Annotated in this window: 18 protein-coding genes; 9 read left to right on the top strand and 9 right to left on the bottom strand. The window is 71.9% G+C overall.

Features of this window, described 5'->3' with window-relative positions; genetic code table 11:
• Nucleotides 1–13 precede the first annotated feature (13 nt).
• The 6 genes from Sru01_RS19455 to Sru01_RS19430 all read right to left on the bottom strand — a co-directional run bounded on the left by Sru01_RS19455 (nt 14) and on the right by Sru01_RS19430 (nt 7200).
• The gene (locus Sru01_RS19455) at nt 14–1474 is read right to left on the bottom strand and encodes an NAD-dependent succinate-semialdehyde dehydrogenase (protein WP_203988451.1); all 1461 of its coding nucleotides are present in this window, start codon (nt 1472–1474) and stop codon (nt 14–16) included.
• A 294-nt stretch (nt 1475–1768) separates the two neighbouring features.
• Entirely contained in the window at nt 1769–2845 is a 1077-nt protein-coding gene (locus Sru01_RS19450) for an ABC transporter ATP-binding protein (protein WP_203988449.1), read from the bottom strand.
• Complete coding sequence (locus Sru01_RS19445) at nt 2845–3912, bottom strand: ABC transporter ATP-binding protein (protein WP_203988447.1); 1068 nt, start codon at nt 3910–3912, stop codon at nt 2845–2847. The genes Sru01_RS19450 and Sru01_RS19445 overlap by 1 nt, the downstream gene beginning before the upstream one ends.
• On the bottom strand, nt 3912–4823 hold the full coding sequence (locus tag Sru01_RS19440; RefSeq protein WP_203988437.1) for a carbohydrate ABC transporter permease: 912 nt from the start codon (nt 4821–4823) through the stop codon (nt 3912–3914). The genes Sru01_RS19445 and Sru01_RS19440 overlap by 1 nt, the downstream gene beginning before the upstream one ends.
• Nucleotides 4823–5773, bottom strand: a complete 951-nt coding sequence (locus Sru01_RS19435) for a carbohydrate ABC transporter permease (RefSeq protein WP_203988435.1) — start codon at nt 5771–5773, stop codon at nt 4823–4825. The genes Sru01_RS19440 and Sru01_RS19435 overlap by 1 nt, the downstream gene beginning before the upstream one ends.
• Nucleotides 5770–7200 carry a sugar ABC transporter substrate-binding protein gene (locus tag Sru01_RS19430; protein ID WP_203988433.1) on the bottom strand — a complete coding sequence of 477 codons (1431 nt, stop codon included), beginning with the start codon at nt 7198–7200 and terminating at the stop codon, nt 5770–5772. Before Sru01_RS19430 ends, Sru01_RS19435 begins: the two co-directional genes overlap by 4 nt.
• Nucleotides 7201–7432: 232 nt before the next feature.
• Between Sru01_RS19430 and Sru01_RS19425 the strand changes: the two genes are divergently transcribed.
• The 3 genes from Sru01_RS19425 (at nt 7433) to Sru01_RS19415 (ending at nt 9699) form a co-directional block, all read left to right on the top strand.
• Nucleotides 7433–8194: a GntR family transcriptional regulator gene (locus tag Sru01_RS19425; protein ID WP_203988425.1), complete on the top strand. Its 762-nt coding sequence runs from the start codon at nt 7433–7435 to the stop codon at nt 8192–8194.
• 93 nt (nt 8195–8287) lie between these two features.
• Entirely contained in the window at nt 8288–8857 is a 570-nt protein-coding gene (locus Sru01_RS19420; RefSeq protein ID WP_203988423.1) for a DJ-1/PfpI family protein, read from the top strand.
• Complete coding sequence (locus Sru01_RS19415) at nt 8854–9699, top strand: alpha/beta fold hydrolase (RefSeq protein WP_203988415.1); 846 nt, start codon at nt 8854–8856, stop codon at nt 9697–9699. The genes Sru01_RS19420 and Sru01_RS19415 overlap by 4 nt, the downstream gene beginning before the upstream one ends.
• A 96-nt stretch (nt 9700–9795) precedes the next feature.
• On the opposite strand, the gene Sru01_RS19410 is transcribed toward Sru01_RS19415, so the two are convergent.
• Nucleotides 9796–10905: a sensor histidine kinase gene (locus tag Sru01_RS19410; protein ID WP_203988407.1), complete on the bottom strand. Its 1110-nt coding sequence runs from the start codon at nt 10903–10905 to the stop codon at nt 9796–9798.
• On the bottom strand, nt 10905–11591 hold the full coding sequence (locus Sru01_RS19405; RefSeq protein ID WP_239137563.1) for a response regulator transcription factor: 687 nt from the start codon (nt 11589–11591) through the stop codon (nt 10905–10907). Before Sru01_RS19405 ends, Sru01_RS19410 begins: the two co-directional genes overlap by 1 nt.
• 112 nt (nt 11592–11703) lie before the next feature.
• Here Sru01_RS19405 and Sru01_RS19400 point away from each other — a divergent pair, with 112 nt between their 5' ends.
• Nucleotides 11704–13872 (top strand): MMPL family transporter, encoded by a 2169-nt coding sequence (locus Sru01_RS19400; protein ID WP_203988391.1) that lies wholly within the window; start codon nt 11704–11706, stop codon nt 13870–13872.
• A gap of 215 nt (nt 13873–14087) precedes the next feature.
• On the opposite strand, the gene sigJ is transcribed toward Sru01_RS19400, so the two are convergent.
• Nucleotides 14088–15035 carry an RNA polymerase sigma factor SigJ gene (gene sigJ / locus Sru01_RS19395; RefSeq protein WP_203988389.1) on the bottom strand — a complete coding sequence of 316 codons (948 nt, stop codon included), beginning with the start codon at nt 15033–15035 and terminating at the stop codon, nt 14088–14090.
• Between the two features lie 169 nt (nt 15036–15204).
• On the opposite strand from sigJ, the gene Sru01_RS19390 reads away from it, so the two are divergent.
• From Sru01_RS19390 to Sru01_RS19370, 5 genes are all read left to right on the top strand, one after another.
• Nucleotides 15205–15606: a hypothetical protein gene (locus tag Sru01_RS19390; RefSeq protein ID WP_203988387.1), complete on the top strand. Its 402-nt coding sequence runs from the start codon at nt 15205–15207 to the stop codon at nt 15604–15606.
• 62 nt (nt 15607–15668) lie between these two features.
• The gene (locus Sru01_RS19385; RefSeq protein WP_203988379.1) at nt 15669–16184 is read left to right on the top strand and encodes a carboxymuconolactone decarboxylase family protein; all 516 of its coding nucleotides are present in this window, start codon (nt 15669–15671) and stop codon (nt 16182–16184) included.
• A gap of 379 nt (nt 16185–16563) precedes the next feature.
• On the top strand, nt 16564–18420 hold the full coding sequence (locus Sru01_RS19380) for an AfsR/SARP family transcriptional regulator (protein WP_203988377.1): 1857 nt from the start codon (nt 16564–16566) through the stop codon (nt 18418–18420).
• Nucleotides 18421–18487: 67 nt separating this feature from the next.
• The gene (locus tag Sru01_RS19375; RefSeq protein ID WP_203988368.1) at nt 18488–18814 is read left to right on the top strand and encodes a TcmI family type II polyketide cyclase; all 327 of its coding nucleotides are present in this window, start codon (nt 18488–18490) and stop codon (nt 18812–18814) included.
• Nucleotides 18807–19223 (top strand): cupin domain-containing protein, encoded by a 417-nt coding sequence (locus Sru01_RS19370; protein ID WP_203988366.1) that lies wholly within the window; start codon nt 18807–18809, stop codon nt 19221–19223. The genes Sru01_RS19375 and Sru01_RS19370 overlap by 8 nt, the downstream gene beginning before the upstream one ends.
• Nucleotides 19224–19248: the final 25 nt, after the last annotated feature.

Here is a 19248-nt window from a genome sequence, read left to right as displayed (position 1 = left end):
GGGTGGCCGCCGGTCACGGCAGGTCGATCGCCGCGTAGGTGACGTCGAGGTACTCAAGGATGCCCTCGTGCGACCCCTCCTTGCCGATCCCGGACTGCTTCACGCCGCCGAACGGAGCCGACGGGTCGGAGATCAGGCCACGGTTGACGCCGATCATCCCCGTCTGCAGCCCTTCGGTGAACCGCAGCGCCCGCTGCAGGTCACGGGTGAAGACGTAGCCGACCAGGCCGTGCTCGGTGTCGTTGGCCTTCGCCATCACCTCCTCGTCGGAGGTGAACGAGATGATCGGCGCCACCGGGCCGAAGATCTCCGTCTGCAGCATCCGCGCGTCTTCGGGCACGTCGGCCAGGACCGTCGGCGGGTAGAAGTGGCCCGGCCCCTCCGGACGCCCGCCGCCCACCACGACGCGCGCGCCGCGACCGACCGCGTCGGCGACCAGCTCGTCGATCTTGGCGACCGAGGCCTCGTCGATCAACGCCCCGACCTCGACGCCGTCGTCGAGACCATGGCCCACCCTCAGCGCGCCCATCCGGTCGGCGAAGCGCGCCGTGAACTCCTCGCGCACCGGCTCCTCGACGTAGATCCGGTTGGCCGCGATGCAGGACTCCCCGATGTTGCGCATCTTGGCCACCATGGCGCCGTCGAGCGCGACGGAAAGGTCGGCGTCGGCGCACACGATCAACGCCGCGTTGCCGCCCAGTTCCATGGAGGTGCGCAGCACGTTGCCGGCCGCCTGCCGCAGCAGCACCCTCCCGACCTCGGTCGACCCGGTGAACGAGAGCTTGCGGGTCCGGCGGTCGGCCAGCAGCGCCGAGACCACCTCGCCGGCCCGCCTGGTCGTCACGACGTTGACGACGCCCGGGGGAACGCCGGCCTCCTCCATGATGCGTGCCAGCAACAGCATGGTGAGCGGCGTCTGGGCGGCCGGTTTGATGACCGTCGTGCACCCCGCCGCCAGCGCAGGAGCGATCTTGCGGGCGCCCATGGCCAGCGGAAAGTTCCAGGGCGTCACCAACACGCACGGCCCGACCGGCTTGGGCACGGTGAGGATGCGATAGCCGCCGGCGGGAGCGGTGTTGTAGCGCCCCTGGACGCGCACCGCCTCCTCGGCGAACCAGCGGAAGAACTCGGCGCCGTAGGACACCTCTGCCCGGGCCTCGGCCAGCGGCTTGCCCATCTCGAGCGTTATCAGCCGGGCGACCTCCTCCGACCGCCCGGTCAGTGCCCGGTAGGTCGCGGCCAGCACCTCCGACCGTTCCCGCGGCGGGGTCGCCGCCCACCGCGCCATCGCCTCGCTCGCCGCGTCCAAGGCGGCGAGCCCGTCGGCGACGCCGGCGTCCGCCACCTCGGCGATGGTCTGGCCGGTGGCCGGGTCCTGGACGGCGAAGGCGGCTCCGCCGGCGGCCTCGCGCCAGGCGTCGCCGATCCGCAGCCGCCGGTGCTCGGGGGCCAGGACCTTCATCGGGTCACTCATCGCGTCGCCTCCTGCAGATGTGCTGGGTGATGTCCGGCGTGACCTCGGCGATCACGCCACGCGCGTCGGCGGACGGCGCCCGCGGCCGGGGCCGAGGTCGCCGAGCGGGTCGAACCTGGCCCTGTCCCTGACCCTGGCCGTGCGTGGCCATGGCCGCGGGGCGACGCCCCGCGCCGCCGATCGCCATGCCGGGCCGTGGCCGTCCCGGCGTCGTGCGGCCGTGCGCCCCGGTGCCGGTCGGCCGAGGCTCGATCGCCACGCGCGGGCGCAGGCCGGCCTCGCCGCCCCGCGCGGCTACCCGCCGGCCCGCGGCAGCGCCAGCCCGGTGCCCGCGTCGAACAGGTGCGCGCGGTCCAGGTCGACCGTCACCTGAAGCGGCTCGCCCGGCGTGCCGGTGACGGTGGGCCGGGCCTTGACCTTGAGGATCTGCGTCCCCACCCGGACGTCGACCACCGTCCGGTCACCGAGCGGCTCCAGGCCGTAGAGCTCACCCGGCAGCGACGCGTCCCCGCGCCGCTCGACCGACAGGTCCTCCGCGCGCAGGCCCAGCAGCAGCGGGCGGCCGTCTGACGCCGTGCTCCAGCGGGGCCGCGGCAGGCTCCACCCGTCCGCCCCGACCAGACGATCCCCCTCGGCGTGGCAGGCGAGCAGGCTGATCGGCGGGCTCCCGACGAAGCCCGCGACCCACTGGTTGGCCGGACGCTCGTACACCTCGGCCGGCGTTCCGACCTGCTGCACCCTCCCCTCCTTCAACACCGCGACCTGGTCGGCCATGGACAGGGCCTCGACCTGGTCGTTGGTCACATACACGAAGGTCGCTCCGAGGCCGCGGTGGATGCGGGTGAGCTCGGTGCGCATCTCGACGCGGAGCTTGAGGTCGAGGTTGGTCAGCGGCTCGTCCATGAGAAACGCGCGCGGGCTGCGGACCAGCGCGCGGGCCAGGGCGACCCGCTGCATCTCACCGCCCGACAGCTGCGCCGGACGGCGCTGCAGCAGACGCTCGATGTGCAGCAGGCTCGACATCCGCTCGACGGCGGCGGCGATCTCGCTCGACGAACGGCGGCGGGCCCGCAGCGGCGAGGCGATGTTCTCGTACGCCGTGTGCCGCGGGTACAGGGCGTAGCTCTGGAAGACCATGGCCAGGTCGCGGGCGGCCGGCGCGTCACCGGTCGCGTCCCTGCCGTCCAGACGCACCGACCCGGCGTCGAGCCTCTCCAGGCCGGCGATCGCCCGCAGGGTCGTCGTCTTGCCCGCCCCCGACGGCCCGAGCACGACGAAGAACGAGCCGTCCGGCACCTCCAGCGTCACCCCGTCCAGGGCCTGGACCTTCCCGAAGGACTTGCGCAATCCGTGCGCTGCCACGGTTCCCATCAGGCCACCAGCTCTTCCGTGCTCACGTCGTAGACCGCCGGGGTCGCGCCGGTGTGCCGCAGCCCGACCGGCGCGTCAGCGGCGAACCGGACGGTCGGCGGCATCCGGACCCGCAGGTCGCGCCCGCCGCCGTGGTCGACCACGTAGATGACCTCATCGCCCAGCCACTCCGCCGAGACCACCCGGGCCGGGACCGAACCCTGCGCCCCCGGTTCGGTGACCTCCAGCGCCTCCGGCCGGACGCCCGCGACCAGGCGACGGTCGCGCGGCAGGCCCGGCGGCGGCGTCAGCTCCAGCCCGCTGTGGCCGCGCAGCCTCCCCTCGGCCACCTCCACCTCGATCAGGTTCATCGGCGGGGAGCCGATGAACGCGGCACAGAAGAGGCTCGCCGGACGGTCGTAGACCTCCAGCGGCGTGCCGATCTGCTCCACGCGGCCCTTGTTGAGGATGGCGATCCGGTGACCGAGCGACATCGCCTCGACCTGGTCGTGGGTGACGTAGACCATCGTGGTCCCGAGCTCCCCCTGCAGGTGCTTGATCTCGGTGCGCATGTCCGCCCGCAGCTCCGCGTCCAGATTGGTGAGAGGTTCGTCCATGAGGAACGCGCGCGGCCGTCTCACCAGGGCACGAGCGAGCGCGACGCGCTGCTGCTCGCCGCCCGACAGCCGGTGCGGTCGCCGGTCCAGCAGCGGGCCGAGCCGCATCAGCCGGGCGGCCTCCTCGACCCGCTCGCGCACCTGCGCCTTGGGCAGTCCCTCGGCGCGCAGCGGGAACGCCAGGTTGTCGCGCGTTCTCAAGTGCGGGTAGAGGGCGTAGAACTGGAACACCATGGCGATGTCGCGCTCGGCGGGCGGCAGGTCGTTGACCAGCGTGTCACCGATGCGGATGTCGCCGCTGGTCTGCCGCTCCAGGCCGGCGATGGCCCGCAGCGTGGTCGTCTTGCCGCACCCCGAAGGGCCGAGCATCACGAACAGCTCGCCGTCGCCGATGGACAGGTCCACGTGGTCGACCGCGACCGTCCCGTCCGGGTAGCGCTTGTGCAGGGCGCTCACCTCGATGCCCGCCATCAGCGTCGCACCGCCCCGAGCGTCACACCGGCGACCAGGTGCCTGCGCACCAGGTAGGCGAAGACGAGCACCGGCAGGGCGAACACCACCGAGGCGGCGGCCACCAGACCCCAGTCCACGGTGGTGCCGCCGATCAGGCCGGCGATGGCGGGCGGTGCCGTCCGCACCGTGTCGCTGGAGGTGAGGAAGATGGCGAACACGAACTCGTTCCACGAGAAGATGAGCGCGAAGACCGCCGTGGCGGCGATGCCGGGCAGCAGCAGGGGAAGGGTGAACTTCCAGAACGCCTGCAGGCGGGTGTAGCCGTCGAGCATGGCGGCGTCCTCGTACTCCGCGGGCACCTCGTCGACGAACCCCTTCATCATCCAGATCGTGAACGGGACGTTGAACGCGGCGTAGATGAGGATCAGGCCGAGCTTGGTGTCGATGAGCCCGACCTGGCGGTACATGAGGAAGATCGGGATCACGACCACCACGGGCGGCATGAAGCGGGTGGACAGGATGAAGAACAGCTGGTCCTTCTTGGCCCGCACGGCGAAGCGCGAGTAGGCCCAGGCCGCCGGGACGCCCAGCACGGTGGCCAGCACCGTGGAGACCCCGGCGACCACGACGGAATTGAGGAAGGAGACCGACAGGGCCGAGCGAGTGCCGCCGGAGGCGACGAACACGTCCCGAAAATGGTCCATGGTGACCGTGAAGTCGAAGAACTTGGCCGGGATGGCGTAGACGTCCCGGTTCTCCTTGATGGACGTCTCGATCATCCACAGCGCCGGGAAGAGCATCACGACGGCCAGCACGGCCAGCAGCACGACCTCCAGCACCGAGCGGCCCCGGCCGCCGAAGCGGCGGGCGGGCGGCGTGCGATCCCCGGCCGGACCTGCGGACACGGCCTCGCCGACGGAGACGGCCATCAGTCCTCCTTGAGCTTGTTCAGGTAGCGCAGGTAGAGCTGCGTGAGGACGATGACGATGACGACCATGAGGATCCCGTACGCCGAGGCGGTTCCGGTGTTGAAGCCCAAGAACGCGACCTTGTAGACGTGGAACGACAACGTCTCGGTGGAGACCCCCGGACCTCCGCTGGTGAGGATGTAGACCAGGTCGAACAGCCGGAAGGCCTCGATGGCCCGGAACAACACGGCGATGAGGAGCAGCGGCCACACCAGCGGGAGGGTGATGGTGCGAAACCGGAACCACTCCGAGGCCCGGTCGATCGAGGCGGCCTCGTACAGATACTTGGGAACCGCGGTGAGGCCGGCGAGCGCGATGAGCATGATGAACGGCGTCCATTGCCAGGTGTCGACCACGATCAGGGAGATCAGCGCCGTCCGCTGCCGGGTGAGCCATTCCACCTGCCCCAGGCCGAGCGAGCCGAGCATGCTGTTGATCACGCCGAACTGCGCGTCGAGCATGAACCGCCAGAACAGCCCCACCACGACCGGCGACAGCATCATCGGAACCAGGAACAGCGTGGTCAGCAGTCCCCGGCCGTGCGTGCGCCGCGAGATCAAGTAGGCGATGGAGAAACCGAGCACGGTCTGCAACGCGACCGCGCCCACCACATAGATCAACGTCGTCAAGGCCCGCAGGCGGACCTGCGCCGAGGTCAGGATGGCGGTGTAGTTCTCCAGCCCCACGAACGCGGCCGGCCCGCCGCGGGTGGCCGAATAGTCGGTGAACGACAGGTACAGCGCCCACAGCAACGGGAACACCGACATCGCGAGCAACAGCAGCAACGCGGGGGAGGTGAAGGCCACCGCGAGCAGGCGATCGCTCAACCGGCTGGACCGGCCCGGCGCGGGCGGCGCCGCGGACGCCGCCCGCCCGGGGTGGTCGATCACCGAAGGGACGGGGTCACTCACAGCCCGCCGCCGCCCTTGCGGCCGCTGGAGTCGAGCACGCCCTGCTGCTCCCTGGCGATGTCGTCGAGCGCGGCCTTGGGCTGCTTGGCGCCGTTGAGGGCCGCGTTCACGTTGGTGTTCTCGATGTCGACCAGGCGCGCGTACTCCGGCACATTCCACATGTCCCGCATCCGCGGCACCGAGTCGGCGTACACCTTGTTGAACGGCCCGGCATTGAGGAACTCGGGCGACTCCAGGGCGTCGGTACGCGCCGGCACGCCCCCGGCCGCGGCCCACTTCTTCTGGATGTCGGGCCGCTCGAACCACTTCATGAAGTTCAGGGCCTCCGCCTGGTTGGCCTTGGCGGAGTAGGCCGACACGTGCATCCCCATGCCGCCGAGCGGCACCAGGTTCGTCTTCTGGCTCGGCAGGGTGGCGAAACCCAGCTTGTCGAGGATCTGCTCCCGCGTGGTGCCGAGCGTCGACTGCTTGGGGTCGAGCAGGCCGCCGCTGGCGGCGATCCAGTTGAACGCGATGCACGCCTTGCCCTGGGCGACCGCCGCGTTCACCTCGTCGATGAACCAGTTACCGGAGCCCTTGGCGGTCAGCGGCTTCATCTTGTTGACCAGGACCTCCATCGCCTCCTGGCCCGCGGCGTCGTTGAGCACGCCGTCGATCTTGCGTGTCTTGGGGTCCCACAGGTTGCCGCCGTAGACCCCGTTGACCGTGTTGTAGGTCACGGCCGCGGCGTCGGAGCCGTTGGCCTGGTGGAAGGCCAGCCCGCTGACGCCGGGGTTGTCCGCCTGGCACTTCTCGGCGACCGAGATCATCTCGTCCCAGGTCTGCGGCGGCTTGTCGCCGATCAGGTCCTTGCGGTAGATCATCGTCCAGGTGTCGCCGAGCAGCGGCAGCCCGTACAGCTTGGCGTTCTCGTCGCGCTTGCCGGTCTCCGCCTGGGGGAACTGGCCGTAGGCCGCCAGCAGGTACGGGTTGTAGGCCTTGACGTCGATGTTCTTCTGCACGAAGTCGGTGATGTCGAGGATGTTGCCGTTCGTCACGGCCTCACCGATGTGCTGCGAGTCCAGGATCGGGATGTCGAAGTCGGTCTTGCGCGCCGCGAACTGGGTGAACATCGCGTCGTGCCAATTCGCGTTCGGCACGGTGTTGACCTTGACGGTCACGTTCGACCGCTCCTTGGCGTATTCCGCGTTCGCGAAGTCCTCCAGCGCGTGGGCGGGGGGCCAGTCGAACCAGATGAAGCTGAGGGTCAGCGGGTCCTTGGTGAGCTCCGGGATGGTCGCCGGCGCCTTGGGGGCGCCCGCCTCCGCGCCGCCGTCCTGGCCGCCGCCGCACGCCGCCAAGGTCGTGGCCACCAGCACGGCCGCCGTCGCCAGCCGCGCCTTGCGCCGGGGGACGTACAGTCGTCCTGTTCGCTGTGGGTACCGCATCTTCTTGCCTGCTTTCTGGGCGGGGACTTCTGGAGCCTTGCTGCGTGCTTCGCCGGGCGGTCGCCAGGGGTGTTCAGGCGTGAAGCGGAGCGATGGCGGGCGGTTCCGGGTGACGGATGGCCGGCATCCATCACGTTTCCTATACGATCCGAGGTGGGAGCGTCAGCATCCCGCAGCGTTGCGACCGATGTCAACGGGTCCTGCGGGACGCAAGAAAGGACCTCACGTCACGATGGACGACGAAGCCATGATCGCGCGGAGCCGTGGGGTCAAGACGGCCGCAACGCCGCCGGGACGATCTCGCGGCCGGCTCGCCGACGAGGTGTACGACACGCTGCTCGGACAGCTGATGTCGCTGCGGATCGAGCCCGGCTCCCGCGTCACGATCGACGTCCTGGCGCGCGAGCTCGGAGTCTCGCAGACACCGATCCGCGACGCGCTGAACCGGATGGAGGCCGAGGGCCTGGTCGTGCGAGTGCCCCATGCCGGCTATCGCATTCCCCCCCAGATCACCCGGCATCGATTCGAGGACATGCTCGAGGTCCGCCTGCTCCTGGAGCCGGCGGCGGCACGCAGATCCGCCGAGCGCGCATCCGCCGATCAGGTGGCCGGCCTGCGACGACTGCTGGAGGAGATGGCGGAGCTGGAGGGCGGCGACGGGCTCACGGCCTACGGCGCCTTCGGGCTGCGCGACGCCGCCTTTCACGATCTGGTCGCCACAAGCGCCGAAAACCAGGTCATCCGCGAAGCGCTCGCCCGCCTGCACACCCACGTGCACCTGTTCCGGCTCCTGCACGACACCCAGGTCACCCACCTGGCCATGGCCGAGCACGAACAGATCGTGGCCGCGATCGCCGCGCGCGACCCCGACGCCGCCGCCTACGCCATGCGCCGGCACATCCTGCTGTCCGGCGAGCGCTTCCGGCGGCTGTTCGACGAGGCCGACGACGCCGACGACGCCGACGGCGCCGACGGAATGGCGGCCAAGGCTTGACGGGCGGGCCGGGCCGGGGAATGCTGACGTAATCGGATCGGATCGGATCTGATTGGATCCACCGCAACCCGCCCCCGATGCGAGGAGAAGCAGGTGCCCAGAGCGCTGCTCCTGACCGGCGACGCCGCCGAGGAGCTCGACACCATGTATCCCTACTATCGCGTGCAGGAGGGCGGCTGGGACGTCGACGTCTCCTCACGGACGATGCGTGACGTTCAGCTGGTCATCCACGAGTTCGACCCCGACTCCGACGCCTACGTGGAGAAGAACGGCCGCAAGCTGCCGGTCGACGTGCCCTGGGCCGAGGTCGACGTCGAGCGCTACGACGCCCTCATCATCCCCGGGGGACGCGCCCCCGAGTGGATCCGGGTCGACGCCGACGTCAGGCGCATCACCGAGCACTTCTTCGCACGCGACCTGCCGATAGCACTGATCTGCCACGGCGCGCAGGTCCCGGCCGTGTACGGGCTGCTGAAGGGGCGCAAGACGGCGTGCTTCCCCCCCATCACCGGTGACATGGAGAACGCGGGCGCGACGGTCATCGACGCTCCCGACGTCGTGGACGGCAACCTCGTCTCCTGCCGGGGCTGGCCCGACATGCCGCAGTTCGGCAAGGCGATGATGGAGGTCTTCGACAAGTCCATCAAGCCCGCCTCGGCATGAGCACGCCGGGCCCGCCGGCGGTGACGGCGCTTCGGACCGTCGACGTCGGCGGCTCTCCGGTCCACGTCCTTCAGAGCGGCACCGGACCCGCGGTGCTGATGCTGCACGGCTCCGGACCCGGGACCACCGGATCCGGGGCCTGGGCGCCGACGGCACAGGCGCTGGGCACGTCCTTCCACCTGGTGGCCCCCGACCAGGCGGGGTTCGGCCGTACGCCGATCCCGGCGGGCGCAAGGGGCGGGCTGCGGCTGTGGACCGAGCAGGCCGCGGCCCTGATGGACACCCTCGGCGCCGAGCACTACGCCGTGGTGGGCCACTCCATGGGCGGCGCCGTGGCGCTGGCGCTGGCGGCCGCGCGTCCCCGGCAGGTCACCGGTGTCGTGGCGGTCGCGACGATGGGCGCCCCCGGGGCGCCGCTGTCGGCCGACCTCGACGCGATCTGGGCCGCCCCCGCCGGCCCGCCCGGAGCACGAGACATGTTGCGCCGCCTCGTCTTCGACCAGGCGCTGGTGACCGAGCAGGCCGTCGCCGCCCGCGCGACCGCCATGCGAGCGGGGGCGGCCGCGTTCGCGTCGTTGTTCCCTCCCCCCAGGGCACGCTGGGCCGACGATCTCACCCTGCCGGCGCGGACGCTGGCCGGCATCCGCGCGCCCGTGCTGCTCGTCCACGGCGCCCAGGACCGGGTCACCCCGCTCCAGACGGCGGCCCTGCCCCTGCTCGACCACCTGGCCGACGTCCGCCTGCACGTGCTCGGCCGGTGCGGGCACGTGCCGGCGCTGGAACACCCCCGCGACTTCCGGCGACTCCTGTCCTGCTGCCTCGGCGGGCATCCAGACCCCTGATCGCCGCGACAGGCCCGCGCCCGTGCTCGAGCACAACGGTATGCACTCCCACGCCGGCAGCGGTGGGTGCCCGCCACCGAGCCACATCCGACGGGCCTAGGGCTCGCGGCTCGGGAGGCGTACGCGGCAGGTGGCGCCGGCGCCGGGACGGGAGTGGAACGAGACCTCGCCCCCGTGCGCGGTCACCACGGCCTGGACGATGGACAGGCCGAGGCCCGCGCCGCCGCGGCGCATGTCGTCCCCGTGCCGGTGGTCCACCCGGTAGAAGCGCTGGAAGACCAGCGCGGCCTGTTCCTCTTCCAGCCCCGGCCCCTGATCGGCGACCTCGATCAGCGCATGGCCGTCCGCCATGCCGACGCGTACGGCCGCCCGGGTGCCCGCGGGGGTGTGGTGCAGCACGTTGGCCAGCAGGTTGCCCAGCACCTGGCGGAGCCGGGCGGCGTCGCCGCTCACCCACAGCGGCCCGTCGTGATCCAGCGACAGCGGCCGGTCGGGATCGACGGCCAGCATGTCGGCCACCGCGTCGGCGGCCAGCTCGGTCAGCTCGACGGGCGCGCGGTCCAGCGGGCGGCCCTGGTCGAGGCGGGCCAGCAAGAGCATCTCGTCCACCAGCGAGCCCATCCTGGTCGCCTCGGCCTCGATCCGGGCCATCGCCTTCTCCAGGTCGTCCTCGCGTACGGCCGCGCCGCGCCGGAACAGCTCCGCGTAGCCGCGGATGGTGGCGATCGGGGTGCGAAGTTCGTGCGAGGCGTCGGCGACGAAGCGGCGCAACCGGTCCTGCGACTCCTGCCGCTCGCGGAAGGCGCCCTCGATTTGGCCGAGCATCGCGTTGAGCGCGTCGCCGAGCCGCCCGACCTCGGTACCCGGCGGAGCCGTCTCGACCCGGCGCCCGAAATCCCCGGCGCCGATCGCCGCCGCGGTCTCGACGATGCGGTCCAGCGGGCGCAGCCCGCGCCGGACCAGATGGGCGGCCAGCAGGGTCAGGCACGCCAGTCCGAACCCGGACGTACCGATCAGCACGAACGCGACCCGCTCGGACAGCTCGTCGCTGGCCGCCACGAGCCGCGCCGGGGTCAGGGCGAGCAGGCGGGAGTCGCCGGGCCCGCGCCAATCCTGGATGGCACCGAACGTCGCCCCGGTCGCCAGGCCCAGCGCCAGGGCCAGCAGCCCGGCCACGGTGGCGACCAGGCGGGCACGCAGCGACATCACGCCTCTCTGGGCAGGCGCAGGACGTACCCGACGCGGGGCACGGTGTGGATGAGGGGCGGATCCACGACGTCCACCTTGCGGCGCAGATAGCTGATGTAGGTCTGCACCACGCCATCGTTGCCGCCGAAGTCGTACTCCCACACGTGGTCCAGGATCTGCCGCTTGGTCACCACCCGGCCCGCGTTGACCACCAGGAAACGCAGCAGCTTGAACTCGGTCGGGGTCAGATCGAGCAGGGCGCCGCCCCGCCGCACCTCATAGGCGTCCTCGTCGATCACCAGGTCTCGGAAACTCAGCAGGCCGCCGTCCGGCTCGGCCCTCTCGGTGCGGCGCAGCACCGCCCGGATCCGGGCGATCAGCTCCTCCAGGCTGAACGGCTTGGTGACGTAGTCGTCGCCCCCCACCGTCAACCCGCCGATCTTGTCCTCGGTCGCGTCCCGCGCAGTGAGGAACACCACCGAGGCCTCCGCTCCGGCCGCCCGGATCCGGCGGCACACCTCGGTGCCCAGCACGTCCGGCAGCATCACGTCCAGCACGATGAGGTCCGGCTCGAAGGAGCCGGTCATGGCGACCGCCGCCGCGCCGGTGGCGGCGATGGCGGTCTCGAATCCCGCGTACCTCAGGGCGGTCGCGACAAGGTCGGAGAGATAGGGTTCGTCGTCCACGACGAGGATGCGGCTCACACATCCAGTCTCACCCGCCCAGGGAGGAAGATCCCGCGCGGCGCGGCGATTCACAGAAGCGTCTAAGAACGGCCGCACAGGCGTTGGAGATCGCTTCGCTGCACTGGGTGTCATGGAGAGACTCTCGGCCTTCGTCCTGCGACGCAAGGGACTGGTCACCGTGCTGGCGCTGCTGGCGTTCCTCGTCGGCATGGGCGCCACCCCCATCGCCGTCCAACGCCTGTCCGAGGAGTACGCCCATCCGGGCATGCCCGCCTTCGATGCCAACCAGGAAATCGTCAGGACTTACGGTAACGGCGGCTACCAGCGGCCGTTCGTCCCCGTCGTGGTGCTGCCCGAGGGGCAGCGCGCGGACGCGAGCAAGGAGGCGATCGGCCGGGCCTTCGGCGCGGTAGCCGCGAAGCTGCCCCGTGCCCGCGTCGTGTCCTACGCCGACACCGGCGACCCGCGACTGGTCGGCGCCGATGGCCGGACCACGTTCGGCCTGGTGTATCCCGGCACCTATTCCGAGGGCAGCCCGCCGGGCGGCGGACTCGGCGAGATCCCCGACCAGAGCCCGGTCATCGTAGCGGCGATGACGCCGCACCTGCCACCCGGCACCCAGGTGCACGTCACCGGACTGGACACGCTCGCGCCCAGCGTGGACGCGGGCGGCGTGGACGTACCCGCCAAGATCGGCATCGGCGTGCTCGCCGCGATCGTCGTGCTGTTCCTGGTGTTCCGCTCCATGCTCGCGCTCGTCCCCATCCTCATCTCGGTCCTGTCGATCTTCGTGTCGTTCATCGCGATCCTGCTGCTCACGCTCGTGATGACGGTGCACGACGTGGCGCTCACCACCATGCCGCTGCTCGGCCTGGGCATCGCCGTGGACTACTCGCTGCTGCTGGTCGCCCGCTGGCGGGAGGAACAAGCGGGCGGCTTCCGCGGCGAGGAGGCGGTGCACCGGGCCATGGCGGGCGCCGGGCGCGCGGTGCTGTTCAGCGGCGTGGCGGTGGCCATCGGGCTGGTGACCATGGTGGTGCTGCCGGTGCCGTTCCTGCGCAGCCTGGGCATCGCCGGCATGATCATCACCGCGGTGAGCGTGGCCGCGACGCTGACCGTGCTACCGGTCCTGCTCGCGCTCACCGGCCGGCGGCTGGACCGCCGGGCCGCGCCAGGTAGCCGGTTCGCCCGCGAGGCCGACGCCGGGCGGGCGTGGTCGGCCTGGGCGCGCGGCGTCCTGCGGCTGCGCCGGCCCGCAGTGCTGGTCTCCGGCGGCCTGCTGCTGGCGCTCGCACTGACCGGACTCGGCGTCAACCTGGGCCTGCCCGAAAGCCGGAACCTGCCGGCCACCGGCCCCGGCCACGCGGGCCTGGCCGCGCTCACCGGGGCGCGCCTGCCCACCGGCTCGATCACGCCGATCGACACCCTGGTCACCGGCGACCCGGCGGCCGCCGTCGAGCACATCAAACAGATCCAGGGCGTGGCCACCGTGCTCGCGCCGCGGACGCCCGCCTGGCGGCGCGACGGGACCGCGGTCATCGCGGTGCTGCCGGCGGCCGAAAACGGCAGCCCGGCCGGCGAGGCGACCATCACCCGCGTTCGCGCCGCCGTCCCCGACACCGTACGCGTCGGCGGGAACGCGGCGCAGAGCATGGACTTCCAGCACCACACCTACCGAGCCTTCCCGTGGATGCTGGCGCTGATCGCGCTGGTCACGTTCGTGATGCTGGCCCGGGCGTTCAGGTCGCTTCTGCTGCCGATCAAGGCGATCGCGCTCAACCTGCTCTCGCTCGGAGCCGTGATCGGCGCCATGGTGCTGCTGTGGCAGTTCGGCTGGGGCACCCGGGAGATCCTGGGCATCCAGCCCACCGGCTCGATCGGCGAGTTCGTCCCATTGACGATCTTCGCCTTCCTGTACGGGCTCAGCATGGACTACGAGGTGTTCATCCTGGCCCGGATGCGCGAGGAGTACGACAAGACCGGCGACACCCGCCAAGCGGTCGTGGAGGGCGTCGGCCGCACCGGACGGCTGGTGACCTCCGCGGCGCTCATCCTGTTCATCTCGTTCGCCGCCCTGGCCATGACCCCGGAACTGGACGTCAAGGTCTTCGCCAGCGGCCTGGCGCTCGGCATCCTGCTGGACGCCACCCTCATCCGCGCCCTCCTGGTCCCCGCGGTCGTGGCGATGATGGGCCGGTGGAACTGGTGGCTGCCCGGCTGGGCGGCCCGCCTCCTGCGCGTCGCCCCCTCGCCGCTTCGTGAGGAGACCTTAGAGCGGATCCCGGAGCCGGCCGGCTGACGACAGCGATACGGCCATCGTCTGTGCGGGCGGTGGCCGTATCCGTGGATGCGGGACCTGAACACCACGCCGGCGGCACCGGCTGCCGGCCTCCGGCCGGCCGTTCACGACCTCCTCGCCGATCGCCAGGCCCGGCGCCCGGCCGGCGATCGCCATGATGGCCCGCGCGATCCGCGCCCCGCCGCCGACCGGTGCCGCCACCCCGCTCCCGGCGCCTACCAGGCGCGGCCCCACGCCCGCAGCTTGTCGGGGTTGCGCACCGCCCAGATGCGGGTGATCCGCCCGCCGGCCACGTCGAACGCCGCCACCGTCACCGCGACGCCGCCCTGCCGGGCCACCAGGCCCGGCCGGCCGTTCACGACCTCCTCGCCGATCGCCAGGCCCGGCGCCCGGCCGGCGATCGCCATGACGGCCCGCGCGATCCGCGCCCCGCCGCGGACCGGCCGCAGCGCCGCGCCGGCCCGCCCCCCGCCGTCGGCGACCATCGTGGCGTCCGGGTCGAGCAGGCCGACCAGCGCACCGATGTCCCTGGCCTCCCAGGCCCGCCGGAAGTCCCCGACCAGCCCGCCCTGACCACCCGCCGCAGCCGCCGCCACCCCCGGCACCCCCGGCACGCGGACACGGCGGCGGGCGGAGCTGGCCAGCTGCCGGCAGGCGGCCGGCGTGCGGCCCACCATCCGCGCCACCTCGGCGAAGGGGTAGCCGAACACGTCGTGCAGCACGAACGCCACCCGCTCGGCCGGGGTCATCGACTCCAGCACCACCAGGAACGCCATGCTGACCGACTCCGCCAGGGCGACGCGATCGGCCGGATCGGCCGGCCCGCCGCCCGGCGGCCCGCCCAGCCACTCCACCCGGCCCGGCAGTGGCTCGGGCAGCCACTGGCCCACATAGCTCTCCCGCCGGGCCCGGGCCGAGCCGAGCACATCCAGGCAGATCCGGCCGGCGACCGTCGTCAGCCAGGCACCGGGGGACTCGATCGCCTCCCGGTCCCGCCGGGACATGGCGTACCAGCGGGCACAGGCCTCCTGCACGACGTCCTCGGCCTCGGCCAGCGACCCCAGCAGGCGATAGGCCAGTCCCACCAGCCGCCGCCGCTCACCCATGATCACCCTAAGGTCCGGGTCGAACCCGGCGCCCGCCGCCGTGGCCGCGATCGTCATGACGCCCCCCGGGTTACTGGTCCGCCGCCCTCACCGGATCGACGAGACGGCGCACCGAACTGTGAGGCGGGCGCGGCCTGACATTTCCGGCGGCCGCGTCGTCGGACTCATGAAACACCGGGGCGCGGCCCTCGCGCCACCGCCGGCGACCAGAAGGGAAGTCCCCGCCATGCCCGCTCCCCCGACCGCGACGCACCGCGGCCACCGGGCCATCCGCACCGCGATCGCCCTGCAGACCCTCGCCGCCTTCGCCCAGGCGATCACCGCCGGCCTGCTGCTCTCCCGGCCGGACGCCGGACCGCTGCACAGCGCCGGCGCCTACACGTTGTTCTTCGTGGCGGTGGCGCACCTGATCCTCACCGTCGTGGTGTGGCGCCCGGGCGGCGGCCCGCCGGGGCCCATCCTGCCCGCGGTCGCCTTCCTCGGGCTCACCCTGGCGCAGGTCGCGCTCGGCATCGCCGGTGTCCGGACCGTCCACGTCCCGCTGGGGGTGCTGATGGTCGCCCTGAGCGCCCTGCAGCTCGCCGGAATCGGGTCCGGCCGGCGTGTCCGCCCGGCCGCCGCGCCCTGACCCCGCTTCCGGCGGGCGATGATCGCGCCGGCCGGCCATCGATCCAGAACGGAGACCACCCCATGTCCACGGCCACACCGGCCACACCGGCCGTACCGGACGCGCCCGGCTCGCGCCTGCCCGACCCCGCCCCGCTCTTCCCCGAGCTGGCGACCATCGCCACGGCCATGACCAAGGCCACCCGCAACGGGGCGATCGACCCCGCCCTCATCGGCCTGGTGCAGCTGCGCGCCGGCCAGATCGCCGGCAGCACCTACCACACCGTCCGGCAGACCGGTCTGCTGCGCAGGGCCGGGCAGAGCGAGGAACGCATCACCGCCGTGGCCTCCTGGCGTGACGCCCCCTACTTCACCGACGCCGAACGCGTCGCCCTGGAGCTGGTGGAGGCGGTACTGGTCCCCGCCCCGGCCGGCGAGCGCGTCTGCGACGAGCTGTACGCCAGGGCGGCCGCCCACTACGACGAGCGGGCGCTGTGGACCCTCACCCTGGCGATCGGCCAGATCTGCTTCTTCATCCCCGTCGCCCTCATCGCCCGGCCCGTCCCCGGAAGGCCCCCCGGCCGCAACTACCGCAGATGAGGCGGGCGAACTCCGGCGAAAGCCTTTCGCCGTGGCTTTTCCGCGGCGCGGCGGGGCCCTCTCATGCCGGCTCCCGGCGCGAAACGTCCTGATTTATCACGCAGTATCAACATATACAGGGATTCGTTTGCAAATAGCGCGAAGCTGGGCCGTGCCCCTTGAGCTGGCCGGAAGGGGGCGCGGGCCGCCCTCCCCGACGGTCAAGAAGAGAGCGGCAGACCAGCACCTTTTCCGCGATTTTGGCCTCATAAGCAATTTTTCCGGAAGTTCCGATAAGGGAGTTCAGTTAAATTCGAGGCGTCCACCAGCCGCCGAGGCCACTCCGGTGCCGCACACCAGCCGGCCCACCGGACCCGCCGTTCATCCGCGGGAGTCACCCATGGAATTCCAGGTGCTGGGCTCGCTGCACGTCCGATCCGGCACCCGCGACCTGACCCCCGGCGCCGCCAAGATCCGCGCACTGCTGGCCATGCTCGTCCTGCGGCACAACCAGATCGTCCCCACCCGCGACCTCACCGACGAGCTATGGGGCGACCGGCCCCCCGCCACTGCCCTGCCCACCCTGCACACCTACGTCTACAAACTCCGCAAACTCCTCGGCGACGGGCCCGCCACCATCATCACCAAACCCTACGGCTACCTGCTCGTCACCGCCCCCGACACCATCGACGCCCACCGGTTCGACCGCCTGGTCGCCGACGGCTGGCGCAGCCTCGAACGCGACGACCCCCGCCACGCCACCGACGCCCTCACCAAGGCCCTGGCCCTGTGGCGCGGCCCCGCCCTGACCGACATCACCGCCGGCGAACTCCTCTCCGCCCACATCACCCGCCTGGAAGAGGGCCGGCTACGCGCCCTGGAACTCCGCCTGGCCGCCGACCTGCGCCTGGGCCGCCACCGCCAGATCATCAGCGAACTCAAAGAGCTCATCGCCACCCACCCCCTGCACGAGGACTTCCACGCCAAGCTCATGACCGCCCTCTACCAGGTCGGCCGGCGCGGCGAAGCCCTGCAGGTCTACCAGAACCTGCGCCGCATCCTCGTCGGCCGCCTCGGCCTGGAACCCTCCCCCGCCCTGTCCCGCCTCCAGCGGCAACTCCTCACCGCCGACCCCCGCCTGGACCCCCCAACCACCACGACCACACCCACCACCACCGGAACCACCACCGGAACCACCACCGCTACCGACCCCTCGCCGCCGCCGGTCCCCGCCCAACTACCCGCCGACACCCCCGACCTGACCGGCCGCCACCAGCACATCACCCGCCTGCACGACCTGCTCACCAACCCCGCCCCCACCACCCCCACCATCACCTGCCTCACCGGCATGCCCGGCGCCGGCACCACCACCCTGGCCGTGCACGCCGCCCACCGCGCCCGCACCGCATACCCCGACGGCCAGCTCTACGCCGACCTCGGCGCCGCCACCACGCCCGCCGACCCCGCCGACGTGCTCACCGGCTTCCTGCGCGCCACCGGAACCCCCGCGGCCGACATCCCCACCGGCCGCGACGAACGCGCCAAACTCTTCCGCACCTGGTGCAGCGGCCGCCGCGTCCTCATCCTGCTCGACGACGCCACCGGCGCCGCCCAGATCACCCCCCTGCTCCCCGGCACCCCCGGCTGCGCCGTCATCATCACCGCCGCCACCACCCCCAACGGCCCGCCCGGCACCCACCACCTCCACCTCGGCCCCCTCACCCCCGACGAAAGCCTCCACCTGCTCGCCGCCATCATCGGCCCGCACCGCCTGGCCGCCGAACGCCCCGCCGCCCACCGCCTGGCCGCGCTGTGCGGCCACCTCCCCCTCGCCCTGCGCGCCGCCGCCGCCCGCCTCACCACCGGCCCCGGCCTCACCCTCACCGCCCTGGCCGACCGCCTCACCGACCCCGCCACCCGCCTGACCGAACTCGCCGTCCCCGACCTCGACCCCCGCACCGCCTTCCACACCGCCTACCAACGCCTCACCCACCCCGAACGCGGACTGTTCCGCCTCCTCGGCCTGCTCCCCACCCCCGACATCACCACCGGCCAGGCCGCCGCCCTCCTCGGCTGCGACCCCGCCCACGCCGACCACCTGCTCGCCCGGCTCGCCGCCCACTCCCTGCTGCTCACCCACCCCGCCCCCACCGGACCGCCCCGACACACCATCCACGACCTGCTGCGCCTGTACGCACGCGAACGCCTGCAGGCCGAACTCCACACCCCCGCCCTCACCACCACCGGCCCGCACTAGCCGCAGATCAGCCGCACCCCAGCCCACCTGGACAAACTCTCTCCGGAACCCAGAAAGGAGACATGCCGTGCACCGGACACTCATCGTGGCGAAGATGGCACCCTCCGAAACCGAAGCCGTCGCCAAGATCTTCGCCGACTCCGACGCCAGCGACCTCCCCCACCTCATCGGCGTCCGCCGACGCACCCTCTTCCGCTTCCACGAGCTCTACTTCCACCTCGTCGAAGCCGACCAGGACATCACCCCCGACCTCTACAAAGCACGCAGCCACCCCCTCTACGCCGAAATCAACACCCGCCTCGCCGAACACATCCGCCCCTACGACCCCGCCTGGCGCGAACCCAAGGACGCCATGGCCCAGCCCTTCTACACCTGGGAGAACGACCATGCCTGACATCCACCTCACCAAGATCAACGCCCGCGACGTCGAACCCAACCACCGCCGCGGCGGCGACATCCGCGTCCTGCTCGGCCCCAAGACCGCCGGCGCCACCTCCGGCTTCATGGGCGTCGCCTACCTGCGACCCGGCGAACACTTCACCGAGCACTACCACCCGCACAGCGAAGAATTCATGTACCTCGTCGAAGGCACCGTCCGCGCCCGCATCGACGGCCACCAGGACATCGAACTCACCCCCGGCGACGCCCTCATGGTCCCCAAGAACGTCCGCCACCGCGTCGAGAACCACGGCCACCGCCAAGCCTGCCTGGTCTTCCACGCCGGCCCGCTCGCCCCCCGCCCCGAACTCGGTCACGTCGACACCGAGACCACCGGCGACACCACGGCAGCGAGCCAACGGTGAACACCACCACCACCCGCCCCGCCAC

It is taken from the genome of Sphaerisporangium rufum (genome assembly GCF_016863395.1).
Lineage (GTDB): Bacteria > Actinomycetota > Actinomycetes > Streptosporangiales > Streptosporangiaceae > Sphaerisporangium > Sphaerisporangium rufum.
The sequence above is the reverse complement of the archived record's forward strand: the minus strand, read 5'-3'. Positions and strand labels throughout refer to the sequence as shown.